Annotated in this window: 15 protein-coding genes; 6 read left to right on the top strand and 9 right to left on the bottom strand. The window is 73.2% G+C overall.

Annotated features, from left to right (window positions below; all coding sequences use genetic code 11):
* Positions 1–15: 15 nt before the first annotated feature.
* The 5 genes from AB0I79_RS01395 to AB0I79_RS01415 all read right to left on the bottom strand — a co-directional run bounded on the left by AB0I79_RS01395 (position 16) and on the right by AB0I79_RS01415 (position 6,324).
* Positions 16–753, bottom strand: coding sequence for a peptidase E (locus tag AB0I79_RS01395; protein WP_357865718.1), 738 nt, complete (start codon positions 751–753; stop codon positions 16–18).
* Positions 754–793: 40 nt separating this feature from the next.
* Complete coding sequence (locus AB0I79_RS01400; RefSeq protein ID WP_357865720.1) at positions 794–1,687, bottom strand: TIGR01777 family oxidoreductase; 894 nt, start codon at positions 1,685–1,687, stop codon at positions 794–796.
* Between the two features lie 243 nt (positions 1,688–1,930).
* Positions 1,931–3,400, bottom strand: coding sequence for a 2-oxoglutarate dehydrogenase, E2 component, dihydrolipoamide succinyltransferase (sucB, locus tag AB0I79_RS01405; RefSeq protein ID WP_357865721.1), 1,470 nt, complete (start codon positions 3,398–3,400; stop codon positions 1,931–1,933).
* 38 nt (positions 3,401–3,438) lie between these two features.
* Positions 3,439–4,803 (bottom strand): dihydrolipoyl dehydrogenase, encoded by a 1,365-nt coding sequence (lpdA, locus tag AB0I79_RS01410; RefSeq protein WP_357865723.1) that lies wholly within the window; start codon positions 4,801–4,803, stop codon positions 3,439–3,441.
* A gap of 51 nt (positions 4,804–4,854) precedes the next feature.
* Complete coding sequence (locus tag AB0I79_RS01415; protein WP_357865725.1) at positions 4,855–6,324, bottom strand: leucyl aminopeptidase; 1,470 nt, start codon at positions 6,322–6,324, stop codon at positions 4,855–4,857.
* A gap of 105 nt (positions 6,325–6,429) precedes the next feature.
* Here AB0I79_RS01415 and AB0I79_RS01420 point away from each other — a divergent pair, with 105 nt between their 5' ends.
* The 3 genes from AB0I79_RS01420 to AB0I79_RS01430 are packed head-to-tail and all read left to right on the top strand — an operon-like array spanning position 6,430 to position 8,713.
* Positions 6,430–6,777 carry a GntR family transcriptional regulator gene (locus AB0I79_RS01420; protein WP_357865727.1) on the top strand — a complete coding sequence of 116 codons (348 nt, stop codon included), beginning with the start codon at positions 6,430–6,432 and terminating at the stop codon, positions 6,775–6,777.
* Positions 6,774–7,739 (top strand): hypothetical protein, encoded by a 966-nt coding sequence (locus AB0I79_RS01425; protein ID WP_357865729.1) that lies wholly within the window; start codon positions 6,774–6,776, stop codon positions 7,737–7,739. Before AB0I79_RS01420 ends, AB0I79_RS01425 begins: the two co-directional genes overlap by 4 nt.
* Complete coding sequence (locus AB0I79_RS01430) at positions 7,736–8,713, top strand: CPBP family intramembrane glutamic endopeptidase (RefSeq protein WP_357865731.1); 978 nt, start codon at positions 7,736–7,738, stop codon at positions 8,711–8,713. The genes AB0I79_RS01425 and AB0I79_RS01430 overlap by 4 nt, the downstream gene beginning before the upstream one ends.
* A gap of 80 nt (positions 8,714–8,793) precedes the next feature.
* On the opposite strand, the gene AB0I79_RS01435 is transcribed toward AB0I79_RS01430, so the two are convergent.
* Positions 8,794–9,765: an adenosylcobinamide-GDP ribazoletransferase gene (locus AB0I79_RS01435; RefSeq protein WP_357865733.1), complete on the bottom strand. Its 972-nt coding sequence runs from the start codon at positions 9,763–9,765 to the stop codon at positions 8,794–8,796.
* A gap of 34 nt (positions 9,766–9,799) precedes the next feature.
* Here AB0I79_RS01435 and AB0I79_RS01440 point away from each other — a divergent pair, with 34 nt between their 5' ends.
* Complete coding sequence (locus AB0I79_RS01440) at positions 9,800–10,600, top strand: ATP-binding cassette domain-containing protein (RefSeq protein ID WP_357865735.1); 801 nt, start codon at positions 9,800–9,802, stop codon at positions 10,598–10,600.
* 74 nt (positions 10,601–10,674) lie between these two features.
* On the opposite strand, the gene AB0I79_RS01445 is transcribed toward AB0I79_RS01440, so the two are convergent.
* Positions 10,675–11,682 (bottom strand): bifunctional adenosylcobinamide kinase/adenosylcobinamide-phosphate guanylyltransferase, encoded by a 1,008-nt coding sequence (locus AB0I79_RS01445; protein WP_357865736.1) that lies wholly within the window; start codon positions 11,680–11,682, stop codon positions 10,675–10,677.
* Between the two features lie 148 nt (positions 11,683–11,830).
* Complete coding sequence (locus AB0I79_RS01450) at positions 11,831–12,487, bottom strand: SCO2322 family protein (RefSeq protein WP_357865738.1); 657 nt, start codon at positions 12,485–12,487, stop codon at positions 11,831–11,833.
* Between the two features lie 82 nt (positions 12,488–12,569).
* Here AB0I79_RS01450 and AB0I79_RS01455 point away from each other — a divergent pair, with 82 nt between their 5' ends.
* The gene (locus tag AB0I79_RS01455) at positions 12,570–12,776 is read left to right on the top strand and encodes a hypothetical protein (protein WP_357865739.1); all 207 of its coding nucleotides are present in this window, start codon (positions 12,570–12,572) and stop codon (positions 12,774–12,776) included.
* A gap of 66 nt (positions 12,777–12,842) precedes the next feature.
* On the opposite strand, the gene AB0I79_RS01460 is transcribed toward AB0I79_RS01455, so the two are convergent.
* On the bottom strand, positions 12,843–13,841 hold the full coding sequence (locus AB0I79_RS01460; protein WP_357865741.1) for an aldo/keto reductase family protein: 999 nt from the start codon (positions 13,839–13,841) through the stop codon (positions 12,843–12,845).
* 57 nt (positions 13,842–13,898) lie between these two features.
* Here AB0I79_RS01460 and AB0I79_RS01465 point away from each other — a divergent pair, with 57 nt between their 5' ends.
* Positions 13,899–14,924 (top strand): SMI1/KNR4 family protein, encoded by a 1,026-nt coding sequence (locus AB0I79_RS01465; protein ID WP_357865743.1) that lies wholly within the window; start codon positions 13,899–13,901, stop codon positions 14,922–14,924.
* Positions 14,925–14,926: the final 2 nt, after the last annotated feature.

Below are 14,926 nucleotides of genomic sequence, written 5' to 3' on the forward strand. Positions count from 1 at the left end.
ACCCTTGAAGGGTAATCAGGGGGTCAGCAAGCGTGGCTCGATCCTGAACTCCTTTACCTTCTCCGCACCGTCGGTCTCCACCTTGTAGGCGTAGGAGCCCGGCTCCGTGCTCACGGCCTGGATGAACTCCGTGCCCACGTAGTGCAGGCCGACGTTCTCGTCGGCGGCGTACCCGCCGGGCAGCTCGCCCTGCGCCACCGACCGGTGCAGCAGCGGGCGGCGCTGCGGCTCGGAGTTGTAGTGCACCCCGCACGAGTACGGCAGCAGCGCCATGCCCTCGGCCCACGCCCGCAGCTCGGGCCCGAAGGAGTCGGTGTTGCCGCCGACGTGCCAGCACAGCGCGCCCGCGCTCTGCCCCGACAGCACCACCCCGGCCCGCCACGCCTCCTCGAACGCCTCGTCGAGCCCGTGCAACCGCCACAACGCCATCAGGTTCGCCACGCTGCCACCGCTGACATAGATCATGTCCTGCTCCAGGATCCACGCCCGCGGATCAGGCACGTTCGGCATCGGGAACACCGTCAGGTGGCTCACCTCGACATCCCAGCCCGCGAAGGCGCCGTACATCTTCAGCACCCAGTCGGCCGAGTCGCCCATCGCCGTGGCCACCAGACCCAGCTTCGGGCGGTCCTGGCCGGTCAGGTCAAGGCCGTAACGCAGCAGGGCACTGGCCTCGATCTGGCCGTGGCGCCTGCTGGGGCGGAACGACCCGCCCCCGATGGCGAGGATGTGCGACTGTCCTGACCGTGTCATGTCAGATTTCTCCCAGGTGCTAAAAGGATGGGACGGCAACCTACAGTACGGCGCGCAGCGCCTCGTCGAGACGCGTATGCGCGAAGCGGTAGCCGCCGGCCGTCAGCTTGGCCGGCTCCAGCCTATGGCTGACCAGCAGTCCCTCGCGGGCGAACTCGCCCAGCCCCGCGGCCAGCGCGAACGCCGGCACCGGGATCGGCATCGTGCCCCGGCGCAGGGCCTTGCCGAGGGTCCTGGTGAACTCGGCGTTCGTGACGGGGGACGGCGCCGTGAAGTTCACCGGGCCCTGGACGTCCTTGGTCCTGAGCACGTGCAGCGCCGCTCCCACCCAGTCGTCCAGGCTGATCCACGACCAGTACTGCCTGCCCGTGCCGAGCGGCGCGCCCAGCCCCATCCTGAAGATCGGCAGGATCCGGCCGAGCGCCCCGCCGTGCCCGCTGAGCACCAGCGACGTGCGGGCCAGCACCGTCCTGATCCCCGACTCCCCGGCCCGCCGCGCCTCGGCCTCCCACCGCTCGCACAGGTCCGACAGGAACCCGCGGCCCTTGCCCTGCTCCTCGTCGATCACCCGGTCGCCGGTGTCGCCGTAGAAGTCCATGCCGGAGGCCGACAGGAGCACCTCGGGCGGCTCTGACAGCTCGCGCAGCGCGTCCACCAGCACCCTCGTGCCCTGGGTGCGGCTGGTGACCAGCTCGCGCTTGTACGCGGGCGTCCACCGCCTGCCGCCGATCGGCGCCCCCGCGAGATGCACGACGGCCTCGGCCCCTTCGAGGGCGGCCAGGTCCACGACGTGCTCCGCAGGGTCCCAGAACGCCTCGTCGTCCCTCTGCGGCGGTCTGCGCACCAGGCGGACCACCTCACGCCCTTCGGCCCGCAGCGCCTCGGCCAGCGCCGTTCCGAGCAACCCCGACGCACCCGTCACGATGATCGCCATGACCCCACAGTACGCCGGGCCCGCTTCCGGACACCTCTCACCGTGCTGTGCCCCCTTCCGCGCGTCGCCGCCCGCTCCCTGCCCGCCGCACGTCGGCGGGGTGTCCTCGGGGAGGGGGAGAGGGCGCGTGCCCTTCCGGAGCGCAGGGGGCGAGGGCGCAGGTGCGAGCGTCGCCGGTGGCAGCGAAAGGCCGGGCGGTCCCGTGGGAGCCGCCCGGCCGATCAGAGACCCGGAGGTGCCGCGTTACGCGAGCCCGAGCTGAGCCTCGAAGCGCCCCTCCTCCAGACGACGCTTGATCGTCGTCAGGAAGCGGGCGGCGTCGGCGCCGTCCACCAGGCGGTGGTCGTAGGTCAGCGCCAGGTAGACCATCGACCGCACCGCGATGACCTCGCCCTCAGGCGTGTCGATCACCACGGGCCGCTTCACGACGGCGCCCGTGCCGAGCATGCCGACCTGCGGCTGGTTGAGGATCGGCGTGTCGAACAGCGCGCCGCGGCTGCCCGTGTTGGTCAGCGTGAACGTGCCGCCGGTGATCTCGTCGGGCGTCACCTGGTTGTTGCGGGTGCGCTCGGCGAGGTCGGTGATCTTGCGGGCGAGACCGGCGAGGTTGAGGTCACCGGCGTTCTTGACGACGGCCGCGAGCAGACCGCGCTCGGTGTCGACCGCCATGCCGAGGTTCTCCACGTCGAAGTACGTGACCTCGTTGGTCTCGTTGTTGATCGTGGCGTTCAGCTTGGGGTGCTGCTTGAGCGCCTCGACCGTGGCCATCGCGAAGAACGGGGTGAACGTCAGCTTCACACCCTCGCGGCGGAAGAAGTCGTCCTTCGCCTTCGCCCGGAGCCGCGCGATCTTCGTCACGTCGACCTCGACGACCGACGTGAGCTGCGCCGCCGTCTGCAGCGACTCGACCATGCGCTTGGCGATGGTCTGCCGCAGGCGCGTCATCTTCTCCGTACGGCCACGCAGCGTGGTGTCGACCTCCACCGGCTCGGGCGCCGCGGCCGCCGGGGCGGCCTGGGCGGCGGGAGCCGGAGCGGCGGCGGGGGCGGCCGCGGGAGCCGGGGCGGCCGGCTGGGCGGCGGCGGCCTTGTCGCGCTGCGCCTTGGCGGCCTCCAGGACGTCCTGCTTGCGGATCCGGCCGCCGACGCCGGTGCCGCTGATGGCGTCGAGGTCGACGCCGTGCTCGTTGGCGAGCTTGCGCACCAGCGGCGTCACGTACGGGCTGTCACCCGAGGGCGCGGCCGGAGCAGGGGCGGCGGGCTGGGCCGGGGGAGCGGCCTGCGGCGCGGGCGCCGGGGCCGGAGCGGGGGCCGGGGCGGGCGCCGGAGCCGGGGCGGGCTGGGCCGGAGCCGGCTGCGGGATCGAGGAGGCCTGCGGGGCGGGCGCGGGCTCGGGCTGCGGGGCGGGAGCGGGCTCGGGCTCCGGAGCCGGCGCGGGGGCCGCCTCCGGCGCCGGGGCGGCGGCGCCCGGCTGGCCGTTCTCGTCGATGACGGCCAGCTCGGCGCCGACCTCGACCGTCTCGTCCTCAGCCACGACGATCTTGGTGAGCACGCCGGCGGACGGCGACGGGATCTCGGTGTCGACTTTGTCGGTCGAGACTTCGAGGAGCGGCTCGTCGGCCTCGACGCGCTCGCCCTCCTTCTTCAGCCAACGGGTTACCGTGCCCTCGGTAACGCTCTCGCCGAGCTGGGGCATCTGTACGGAGACCGGCATCGTTATTCTTCTCTCGCGTTCTGATCTCGAGGGCTGGATTAGTTGTGTACGTGCAGCGGCTTGCCGGCCAGGGCCAGCATCGCCTCACCCATGGCCTCGGACTGGGTCGGGTGTGCGTGGATGAGCTGGGCGACCTCTGCGGGCAGGGCCTCCCAGTTGTAGATGAGCTGGCCTTCCGTGACGAGCTCGCCGATGCGCCGCCCCACCATGTGGACGCCGACGACGCGGCCGCCCTTCTCGGCGATGACCTTCACGGCGCCCGAGGTGCCGAGGATCTGGCTCTTGGGGTTGCCCGCCAGGTCGTAGACCTGCTCGACGGTCTCGAGGCCGCGCTCGGCCGCCTGCGCCGAGGTCAGGCCCACCGAGGCCACCTCGGGGTCGGAGTAGGTGATGCGCGGCACGCCCGCGTAGTCGATGGGCGGCGGGTTGAGGCCGGCGATGTGCTCGGCCACCATGATGCCCTCGGCGAACCCCGCGTGCGCGAGCTGCAGGGTCGGGATCAGGTCGCCGATGGCGTAGACGCCGGGCACGGAGGTGCGGCAGTGCTCGTCGACCACGACCGTGCCGCGCTCGATGGCGATGCCCTGCTCCTCGAAGCCCATGCCCGCCGACACCGCGCCGCGGCCGACCGCGACGAGCAGCAGCTCGGCGTCGAGGGTCTTGCCGTTGGCCAGGGTGACGACCACGCCCGTCTCGGTGGTCTTGGCGCTGTCGAAGAAGACGCCCAGCTCGTATTTGATGCCGCGGCGGCGGAAGGCCCGCTCCAGCAGCTTGGAGCTGGACTCCTCCTCGGTCGGCAGCAGGTGCGGCAGCGCCTCGACGATCGTCACCTCGGCGCCGAAGGAGCGGTAGACGCTGGCCAGCTCGACGCCGATGACGCCGCCGCCCAGCACGATCACCGACGCGGGCACCCGGTCCATCTTCAGCGTGTGCTCGCTGGTGATGACGCGCTCGCCGTCGATCTCGAGGCCCGGCAGCGTCCTGGGGGCGGAGCCCGTCGCCAGGACGAGGTTGCGGCCCTCGTAGACCTCGGAGCCGACCTGGACGCGGTTGGCGCCGACGAGGCGGCCCTCGCCCTCGACGATCGTCACGCCCGCGGCCTTCAGCAGGCCCTGCACGCCCTTCCAGGCCCGAGTGACGATCTTGTCCTTGAAGGCGTGGACGCCCTGGACGTCGATGCCCTCGAAACGCGCCTTGACGCCGTACGACTCGCTCTCACGGGTCTCGTCGGCGACCTCGGCGGAGTGCAGCAGGGCCTTCGTGGGGATGCATCCCCGGTGGAGGCAGGTGCCGCCGATCTTGTCCTTTTCGATCAGGGCGACCGACTTGCCCAGCTCAGCCGCCCTCAGGGCACAGGCGTAACCGCCGCTGCCGCCCCCTAGGACGACGATGTCATAGGCCACGGGAAGGCTCCTTGTCGGGGTGTTCGTGATGCCGTCATCTTTTCATTTGTTTCAGATGCTCGCGTGCCGCTCTGCGAGTCCGATGAGGGTGCGGGTGATGGCGCCCGTGCCGCCCTTCGGGGTGTAACCGTACGGCTCGCCCTTGTTGAAGGCGGGACCGGCCATGTCGATGTGCGCCCAGCGCACCCCGTCGGGCACGAACTCCCGCAGGAAGATGCCGGCCGTGAGCATGCCGCCCCACCGCTCGGGGTGGAGGTTGGCGAGGTCGGCGATCGGCGAGTCGAGGCCCTTGCGCAGCTCCTCGGGCAGCGGCATGCCCCACGCGCCCTCGCCGGCGGCGCCGGCGGCCTCGACCACCAGCTCCCTGATGGCGTCGTCGTTGGACATCACGCCCGCGGTGCGCCAGCCGAGCGAGACGATCTGGGCGCCGGTGAGGGTGGCCACGTCGACGATCAGGTCGGGGGAGTCCTCGGCGGCGCGCGCGATGCCGTCCATGAGCACCAGGCGGCCCTCGGCGTCGGTGTCGAGCACCTCGACGGTCTTGCCGCTGTAGCTGTGGATGACGTCGGAGGGGCGCTGCGCGGTGCCGCTCGGCAGGTTCTCCGCCAGGCAGAGGTAGCCGACGGCGTTGACCGGCAGGCCGAGCCGCGCGATGCCGATCACCGCGCCGAGCACGGCCGCGGCGCCGCCCATGTCGGACTTCATCCAGTCCATGGCCGCCGACGGCTTGAGCGACAGGCCGCCCGAGTCGAACGTGATGCCCTTGCCCACGAAGGCGAGGGTCTTGCCGGCCTCGGGGTGGCGGTAGGCGAGGCGGACCAGGCGCGGCGGGTTGGCCGAGCCCTGGCCGACGCCGATGAGGCCGCCGTAGCCGCCGTCCTTGAGCTGCTGGTCGTCCAGCACCTCGACGCTCAGCCCGGCCTTGCCGCCGAGCTCCTCGGCGAGCTCGGCGAATTTGGCCGGCCACAGGTCGGACGGCGGGGTGTTGACCAGGTCGCGGACGAGGGAGACGGACTCGGCCAGCACGCTCGCGCGCTCGGCCACGCCGCCGGGCTGATCCGAGAGCACCGTGAGCTCGGCCACGGGGGCCTTCTGCTCGCCGTTGGTGCGGTAGCGGGTGAAGGCGTAGGCGCCGAGCAGCGCGCCGAGCGCGACCGCCTCGGCCTCTTCCGCGGTGCCGGCGGGCAGCGCGAGCGCGGCGCGGGAGGTGCCCGCCAGGGAGCGGGCGGCGGCGCCGGCGGCGCGGCGCAGATCCTCGGGGCCGGGGGCGTCGCCCAGGCCGACGGCGACCAGCAGCGGGGCGGTGACGGAGCCGAACGTCGGCAGTTTGGCCAGCTCACCCGCCTTGCCGGAGAAGGCCACCGCGTCGAGCGACGCGGCGAGCCTGCCGCCGAAGGCGGCCTCCAAGGACTCGGCGCCCACCGCGGGGACGGGGCCGTCCTGGCCCGGCCGGAAACCGACGATCAACGCGTCGGTGTCGACGGAGACTGGATCTGCTGAGTTCAGCCGCACAGTGGTCACGTAAACCGATGCTATCCACGGTTTCTGCGTACTCACAAACAGGGGTTCATCCTACCAATCGTCGGTCAGCGTCTTCTGAACAATGGTGCTAGTGTCATTAGCACCATGTTGCTGACGCTTAATCTCAACGACGCGCGCCCCCTCCACGAGCAGGTGGCGGGCGCCATCCGCCGCGCCATCGGCGAGGGCTCCTACCGGCCGGGCGACCGCCTGCCGCCGGCCCGCGACCTGGCCGCCGCGCTGGGCATCAACCCCAACACCGTGCTGCGCGCGCTGCGCGACCTGCGCGACGAGGGGCTGCTGGAGTTCAGGAGAGGCCGCGGCGTCAGCGTCGCCGGCCGCACGGACGGGCGCGCCCTGCTCGTGCAGCGCGCCCGCGAACTGCTCGACGAGGCCAAGAAGTACGGCTACAGCCGTGAAGACCTCATCACCATCGTGGAGGAACTGACGTGAGAGCCCGTGTCGCCGCCGTCGCGTGGTGGCTCGCCGTGGCCGCCGCCCTGCTCCTGGCGCCCCTGGCGCTGCGTGACCGGCTGCCCGACCCCCTGGCCACCCACTGGGGGTCGTCGGGCAGCGTGCCCGACGGGTCGAGCTCGTTCACGGGGCATCTGATCATGACCCAGGTCCTCTGGGCCGGGCTGTGGCTGCTGTTCTTCCTGCTCGGCCGGGCCCGGGACCGGCGCGCGGCCCGGGTGACCTCCAGCGCGTGCCTGGTGGCGATGGGTGTGCTCCTGCTCGGTGTGGACGCCTCGACGCTGGCCGTCAACCTCGACGCCGCCACCTGGCGCGAGGCCCTGCTGCCCGGCTGGCACATCCCGGCGGTGATCGCGGCCATGGTCGCGGCAGGGGCGCTGGCCGCGTACCTGAGCAGGGGCGCCCCCGACGAGGGGCCCGCGGGGAGCGGGACGCGGCCCGTGCTCGGGCTCAGGCCCGGCCAGCGGGCCGTCTGGGTCAGCCGCGTCGTCAACCCCTGGCTCGCCGCCGCCACCGTCCTGACGCTGGCCTGCGCCGCCGTCATGGGCGTGCTGGCCCTCTCCGGCGCGGCGCCCGGCGGTTTCGTGGCCGGGCTGCTGCCCGCCTTCGTCATCATCCTCGTCGTCGGGCTCGCGACCGTGGCCGTCTCCGTCAGGGTCGGCGACGACCTGATCACGATCGGCTTCGGCCCGCTCGGCTGGCCGGCGCGCCGGATCCCCCTGTCCAAGGTCGAGTCCGCCTGGTCGGAGCGGCGGCAGCCGGGCGAGGTCGGCGGCTGGGGCTTCCGCGGGCTGCCGGGAAGCGCCACCATCATGCTGCGCGGCGGCGAATGCCTGGTCCTCCGCTACCGTTCCGGCGGTCAGCTCACGATCAGCATCGACGACGCCGAGCGCGGCGCATCCCTCATCAACGCCCTCATCGCGGAGCGTGTCCAGCCATGAAAAGACCTCTGCTCATCTTCACCGTCCTGGCCTTCGGGCTGTCCTGGGCCGTGGCGCTGCCCCTGTGGCTCGGCGGCGGGCTGGGCTCGCCGCTGATGCCGGTGCTGGGCACGCTGATGATGTTCACCCCCAGCGTGGGCGTGCTCGGCGTGTGGGCCGTCTCGCGCATGCCGTTCCGCGAGTTCGCCAGGCGGAGCGGCCTCACGCTCGGGGAGCGCAGGGGCCGCACCGCCGTGCTGGTGCTGACGGCGTGGCTCGGAGTGCCGCTGCTGGCGTTCCTGGCCATGGGGCTCAGCGCCGCCGTGGGGCTGGTCTCGCTGGACCTCGACCAGCTCAGCCTGCTCAGGGCGTCCTGGCAGGCGCGCGGCGCCGAGGCGCCCGCCGACCTGACGACCATCGCCATCGTGCAGATCGTGATCGCCGTCGCCGCCGGGCCCGTGCTGAACGCGATCCCGGCGCTGGGCGAGGAGTGGGGCTGGCGCGGCTGGCTGGTGCCCAGGCTCGTGTCCACCAACGGCATGCTCGCCGGGCTGCTGCTCTCCGGCTTCGTCTGGGGCCTGTGGCATGCCCCGCTCACGCTGCTCGGCTACAACTACCCGCGTTTGGGCTCGTGGGCGGCGCTGGTGTTCATCGGGTTCTGCGTGCCGGCCGGGGTGGTGATGGGGTGGCTGCGGCTGCGTACGGGGAGTGTGTGGCCCGCGGTCGTGGCACACGCCTCGCTGAACGCCATCGCCTCGGTCGCGCTGCTGCTCGGCGACGCGGCGCAGCCGCCGAACGAGCTGCTGGCCGGCATCACCGGCGTGGTGGGCTGGGCGCTGCTCGCGCTGCTCGGCGCGGCTCTGCTCCGCTTCTATCCGGTACGTCCGCCGCATCCGGCCGCAGCCGCCGGACCCGCCGGACCCGCCGATCCCGCGGCGCGGGCCGGGAGCGCCGAGCCTGCCGGACGGGACGAGCCCGCCGAGCCGGTCACCTGAGCGCCTGGCCCGGGCTGGTCCGGGCTGGTCCGGGCTGGTCCGGGCTGGTCCCGGGCCAGGCCCGAGTCTCGCCCGGCGGCTCAGCCGAGGATCGCGTACACCACCAGGGTCGCGGCCGTGGCCGTCTCCACGAGGGCGCCGAGCACGTCCCCGGTGATCCCGCCGAGGCGGCGCCTGGCGTGCGCGAGCAGCAGCAGAGCGGCGCCGAGGCCGGCGAGCAGCGCCACCGGCGCCACCACGACCCCGGAGAACCCTTCCCTGGCCCCGCTCCCGCCGGACACCGCCACGATGCGGGCGTCCTGCGGTTCGTCCGGCCGCATGAAGGTGATGGCACCGTTGGACCGCAGGTCGGGCGGAAGCGCGTCGAGGCACGCGGGCGAGGCGGCGGCGTCGGGAGCGCAGGGCTCGCCGAAGGCGTAGGTCTTCGTGAACTCCGCGACCCGGTCGGGTCCGGTCCAGGCCCAGATGCCGGAGCCGGGTGCGCTGAGCAGGCCGATCACGGCGGCGGCCAGCAGCGCGGCGACGGTGGCGAGCCAGACGGCCGGGCCTCGTACGGTGCCGGCGACCATCGCGCCCAGCCCGTCGGGGCGGGCGGCCGGCACGCCGGAGCGGCAGGCCCAGGTCAGCGCCAGCCGGCCCGCCACGCACGCCGTCACCAGCGCCCACATCCCGGCGTCGGCGAGCGCCGCGACCTGCACGAGCAGCGTCAGCACCAGCGTCATCACGCCGAACGGCCCGATATCCGACTTTTTCATGATGTCGAGCGCCTGCTCGGACGGTTTGCCGCTGCCCAGCCCGTCGGCCAGATCGGCCAGCCCGTCGAGATGCAGGCCACGGGTGAGCAGCGCCAGCAGCCCGAGCGCCAGCGCGGCGCCGAGCAGCGGCGGCCCCGGCAGCAGCGACGCCGGCCCGGCGAGCAGCCCGAGCAGCAGCCCGACCGCCGGGGCCAGGGCCATCGCCCGCCCCGCAACCTGACGGTCCACCCGATCGACCCGTACCGGTAAGACGCTCAACGTGCCCAGGGCGAACCTCAGCCCGTCCATCAGCCGCATAACGCAGGATCCTAGGGCCCACTAGTGTGGCGGGATGCACGTGGTTGAACTGGAAGGCGTAGGTGTCCGGGTCGTCGGCAAATCGCTACTGGACGGCGTCGATTGGCAGGTGGACTACGGCGATCACTGGGTGATCCTCGGCCCCAACGGCGCGGGGAAGACGACGCTGCTGTCGCTGGCGGCGGCCGTGCGGCATCCCAGCGAGGGCACGGTCAGGGTGCTCGGGCACCGGCTCGGCCGGATCGACGTGCGCGAGCTGCGCCGCCACCTCGGCCTCGTCGCGTCCAGCCAGCGGCTGATCGACGAGGAGCTGATGGAGGAGGAGGGGGCCACCGCGCACACTGTGGTGCTCACCGGGCACACGGGGACGAGCGTTCCGCTGTGGGACAAGTACGGCGACTCCGAGCGCGAGCGCGCCCACCGGCTGCTGGCCGACCTCGGCTGCAAGGACCTGGCCGACCGGAAGTTCCGCGTCTGCTCGCAGGGGGAGCGGGCCAGGATCAGGGTGGCCAGGGCGCTCATGGCCGACCCCGCGGTGCTGCTGCTCGACGAGCCGTTCGCGGGGCTCGACCTGCCCGCGCGCGAGGACCTCATCTCCGCCGTGGAGGACCTGGCCACCACCAGGCCCGTGCTGACCACCGTCACCGTGACGCACCACCTGGAGGAGGTGCCCGCGACGACCACGCACGCCATGCTCATGCGCGACGCCAGGGTGCTGGCCGCGGGGCCGGTGGCCGACGTGCTCACCCCCGCCAACCTCAGCGACTGCTTCGGCCGTCCCCTCCACGTGGACCGCGTGGACGGCCGCTGGTACGCCCGCGCGTCCCGCCCCTGACCTTCCCGCCGGCGGTCCCGAGCGATGCCGGCGGCGGACCGGAGCGCGACGCGGCGGCCGATGCCGGCGGCGGTTCAGAGCTCGATGAGGCGGCCGGCGACCACCAGTGCCACGTACTCCGACTCGGCCGCCAGGCGCTCGTTGAGCCGTCCCAGGGCGTCCCTGAACGCCCGCCCGCTCGACGTCGCCGGCACCACGCCCATCCCCACCTCGTCCGACACCGCCACGATCGGCTCGGGCGCCTGGCGCCACGCCGCCACGAGCTCGTCACAGCGGCCGGCGACCGGCGCGCGGTCGCCCTCCCAGGCGCCGTGCTCGTCGAACACCGCCGCCACCCAGGTTCCCAGCCCGTCGATCAGCAGCGGCCCGGTGGCCGTGCGGATCGCGGTGACCAGGTCGGTGGTCTCGGCGGTGCTCCAGTGCGCGGGCCGCCGCTCCCGGTGCGCCCGCACCCGTGCCGCCCACTCGCCGTCGCCCGCGCCGCCGGGCCCGGTGGCCACGTACGTCACGTGCGGCTCGGCCGCCAGCCGCAGCTCCGCCTCGGCCGACTTCCCCGACCTCGACCCGCCCAGCAGCAGCGCCCGCCTGGCCGTACGGCGCGCGGTCCCGGCCCCCCGCCCCGGCACGACGTCCAGCTCGGTGCCGTCGGGGACGGCCAGCGCACCCCACAACCGCAGCCGCCTGGCCAGCTCCTCCTCCGACCGGACCCGGTGGTCGAGCCCGACGGCCACCACCGTGGTCCCCTCGTCCACCTGACCGGCCCGCCGCAGCTCCCCGAGGCGTTCCGGGCGGTCGAGGAGGTCGATGAGCACGACGTCGTACCGGCCGGGCTCGCCGGAGGGCACGGCGTGTCCCCGGGGCAGGCAGAGCAGCCGGGAGCCGTCGGGCCCGGCCAGCCCCAGGCCGCCGGCGAGGGCCTGGTATCCGGCGGGCGGATCGGCGAAGGGGAACGGGACCGCGCCGTCCACGACGAGCCCGAAGGGGCGGCGGTGGCCGGGCGGCAGGGCCGAGCAGGACGCACAGCGGCATCCGGGCTCCGGCCAGCCCGCGCTCCCCGCCGTACCGGTGAGAAGGACGTTCACCGCGCCGAGCGTACAAAGCCACCCCCACCCCGGCCCCACCGGGCCACCCAGGGCCCGCTGGACCCGAGCTACGGGGCCAAGTGGCGCTCCGGCCCCGCTGGGCACCCAGAGGTGTACGGGGTGAGGCGGCGCTCTCCGAGGGGGCCGCCTAGCGGCCGGATCCGGCCTTTGTGCGGCGGCGGGTGGCGACGGCGGTGCCGGCCGCCAGCAGGGCCAGTGCGCCCGCGCCACCCACGATCAGCAGGGTCGGCGGCCCGCCGGCCCCGGCCGGGGGCGGGGCGGCGGTGAGCGCGGTGCCGCCCTGCGGCGGGGTCGCCGGGTAGCCGTCCACGGACGTCACGCCGCCCGCGACGTCCACGCGGACCTGGGAGGCAGCGGCGAGAAGCTGGGCCGTGGTGGCGTCCTCGGCGCCCGCCACGCACGCCGGCGCCGCCTGCGCGGGCGGCCGCTCACCCCGGTGGGCGTCGGCTTCCGCGTCGCCGAAGTCCACCGCCAGCACCACCCGCTTGTGGCCCGAACCGGCCGTGTCCCTGCCGCACACCGCCTCGAACGAGGGCAGGTCCCCGCCGGGCGGCTCCCCGGTGGTCCCGTCCGGCGCCACCGAGAAGCGCCAGCCGACCACCGAGCCGTCCGGTGGCGAGTCTCCCGGCGCGGCGGCCAGCCACGCGGTCCCGTCGCTCAGCCAGACGCCCCACGCCCGCGTCGCGTCCTCGGGAGAGGGTGAGGCGAGGGCGGAGGAGGGGAGGGACAGTAAGGCGGCCACCCCGAGGGCGACCCCTGCCACAACACGATACGCGCGCAGCATCGATTGACCTCCAAGCTCGGGAGTAGGGTTCCAGTGCCTGCGGAGGGTGCGCCGGCGAACCTGCGGAAAAGGAGCGTATGGCATGACATGGCGATGGCGTTATGAAAATGCAAATGGTGGTGAGGTAACCGATCGCCCTTTGCCGCGAGAGGTTTTTCCGAGCCAGGCGGACGCGGAGTCCTGGCTCGGCGAGAACTGGCGTGAGCTGCTGGATTCGGGAGTTGAGCAGGTCGCGTTGCTCGATGAGGACCGCGTCGAGTACACGGGTTTGTCATTGCGTCCGGAGTGATTCCGGGATAACCGAAAAACCCCTTGAGCGCGGTTGTGGCTCAAGGGGTTTCTGTTGCGGGAGGCGTTACGGACGCGAAGCCGGGCTCTGCGTCTTGGCGGGGTCGCGCTCCACGACCGAGCCGAGCACGTCGTCGATGCGCTTGAGCACGTCGGCGTCCAGCTTGACGCCGGCCGCCTTCACGTTGTCACGCACCTGCTCGGGCCGGCTGGCGCCGATGATGGCGCTGGAGACGTTCGGGTTCTGCAGGACCCACGCGATCGCCAGCTGGGCCATGGACAGCCCCAGGTCGGCGGCGATCGGCTTGAGCTCCTGCACGCGGGTGAGCACGTCGTCGTTCATGAAACGCGCGATCATGGCGCTGCCGCTCTTGTCGGTGGCCCGCGAGCCCTCGGGCGGCTGCTGGCCCGGCAGGTACTTGCCGGTCAGCACGCCCTGGCCGATCGGCGACCAGACGATCTGCCCCACGCCCTCCTGCTCGCACAGGGGGACGATCTCCGACTCGATGACCCGCCACAGCATGGAGTACTGCGGCTGGTTCGACACGAGCCGGTCGAAGCCCATCTCGTCGGCGATCTTCAGGGCCCGGGCGATCTGGTCGGCGTTCCACTCGCTCACGCCGACGTAGAGCACCTTGCCCTGGCGGACGAGGTCGTCGAACGTCTTGAGCGTCTCCTCCAGCGGAGTCTCGGCGTCGAACCGGTGCGCCTGGTACAGGTCGACGTAGTCGGTCTGCAGACGGCGCAGCGAGCCGTGGATCGACTCGGTGATGTGCTTGCGGGACAGGCCCCGGTCGTTCTTGCCGGGCCCGGTCGGCCAGTAGACCTTCGTGAAGATCTCCAGCGACTCCCTGCGTACGCCCTTGAGCGCGCGGCCGAGCACCTCCTCGGCCTTCGTGCCCGCGTAGACGTCGGCGGTGTCGAACGTGGTGATGCCCTCGTCGAGTGCCGCCTGCACGCACTGCTTGGCGGCGTCCTCCTCGACCTGGGAGCCGTGGGTGAGCCAGTTGCCGTAGCTGATCTCACTGACGATGAGACCACTGCGACCAAGGTGACGGAATTCCATGGATCCGACCTTAATCCCGGCACATGGGATGATCCGATTCGGGATAGGGTGCGCGACGTGCTGAAGCTCGTTCGGCTGGCGCTCACGGCGGCCATCCTGACCGCGATCGCGGTACGGCTGCGCCGCCGCGCCGGCATGCCAGAAAGGCGGCCCGTCACCCCGGCCCCGGCTCCGCCGGCCCGCCGCACGCGGATGGGGCTCGTGTGGGCCGCCATCGCGGCGATCGTGGCGGTCACCCTGACGGCCGCGCTGGTGCCGGGCAGCGCGGGGAGGGCGACACCCGCCCCGACGGGCCCGGCGAAGGCGATGACCCAGGAGGAGGCCAGGCTGGCGGCCCTGCGGGCGCAGGAGGAGGCCAGGGTGGCGGCCCTGCGGGCCCAGGCGGCGCAGCAGGCGACGTCCCGGCCGCCCTCGACGCCGACGCCCGCGCCGGCCGAGATCCCCGACCCCCACTGCTCGCCCGCGCCCCGCCCGGTGACCGTGCGGCCCGTCGACCCGAGGGTCAAGCGGGCCGTGGACCGGCAGTGGCGGCGGATCGAGCGGTGGCTGAAGGCGAACGCGCCGCGCACGTACCGCACGCTCGGCGCCCCCGGCAGGGCCCGCACGATCGCGATCGCCGAGGCGCAGATGGGCGTGGACTTCCCCGACGACCTGCGCGCCTCCCTGCTGCGCCACAACGGCTCGCGGGGGACGGACGGGTTCGGGTTCGGGGCCTGGTTCTACGGCGCGTCGAACCTCAGCATCCGCGACATCAGGGACACCTGGCGCCACATGTGCCGCCTCGACCCCACCGACCGCGGCGACGACCCCTGGGCGGAGTTCTGGAGCGGCCGGTTGATCCCGTTCCTCTCCTTCGCCGGGCGGGAGGACGGCTCCGCGCAGTGGGCCGTGGTCGACTCCGCCGACGGTGCGGTCGGCTGGGACGACACGATCGCCGGCCTGGCGCCGCGCACGCCGTCCTACTACGCGCTCGTGCGGGCCGTGGCCGACGCCCTGGAGAAGGGAACGGAGCTCGACGGCTGGCGGCCCGCGGTCAAGCGAGGCGTGCTGCGCTGGGAGAACGTGGAGTACGGCAACCCGTAGCG

The sequence above is a fragment of the Nonomuraea sp. NPDC050202 genome (genome assembly GCF_040656115.1).
In the GTDB taxonomy this organism is placed as follows: Bacteria; Actinomycetota; Actinomycetes; order Streptosporangiales; family Streptosporangiaceae; genus Nonomuraea.

What these genes read in the sequence shown, in the direction of transcription:
- AB0I79_RS01395 (WP_357865718.1), bottom strand. Translation starts at nt 753, where the DNA reads ATGACACGGTCAGGACAGTCGCACATCCTCGCCATCGGGGGCGGGTCG.
- AB0I79_RS01400 (WP_357865720.1), bottom strand. Translation starts at nt 1,687, where the DNA reads ATGGCGATCATCGTGACGGGTGCGTCGGGGTTGCTCGGAACGGCGCTG.
- sucB (WP_357865721.1), bottom strand. Translation starts at nt 3,400, where the DNA reads ATGCCGGTCTCCGTACAGATGCCCCAGCTCGGCGAGAGCGTTACCGAG.
- AB0I79_RS01420 (WP_357865727.1), top strand. Translation starts at nt 6,430, where the DNA reads ATGTTGCTGACGCTTAATCTCAACGACGCGCGCCCCCTCCACGAGCAG.
- AB0I79_RS01430 (WP_357865731.1), top strand. Translation starts at nt 7,736, where the DNA reads ATGAAAAGACCTCTGCTCATCTTCACCGTCCTGGCCTTCGGGCTGTCC.
- AB0I79_RS01435 (WP_357865733.1), bottom strand. Translation starts at nt 9,765, where the DNA reads ATGCGGCTGATGGACGGGCTGAGGTTCGCCCTGGGCACGTTGAGCGTC.
- AB0I79_RS01440 (WP_357865735.1), top strand. Translation starts at nt 9,800, where the DNA reads ATGCACGTGGTTGAACTGGAAGGCGTAGGTGTCCGGGTCGTCGGCAAA.
- AB0I79_RS01450 (WP_357865738.1), bottom strand. Translation starts at nt 12,487, where the DNA reads ATGCTGCGCGCGTATCGTGTTGTGGCAGGGGTCGCCCTCGGGGTGGCC.
- AB0I79_RS01455 (WP_357865739.1), top strand. Translation starts at nt 12,570, where the DNA reads ATGACATGGCGATGGCGTTATGAAAATGCAAATGGTGGTGAGGTAACC.
- AB0I79_RS01460 (WP_357865741.1), bottom strand. Translation starts at nt 13,841, where the DNA reads ATGGAATTCCGTCACCTTGGTCGCAGTGGTCTCATCGTCAGTGAGATC.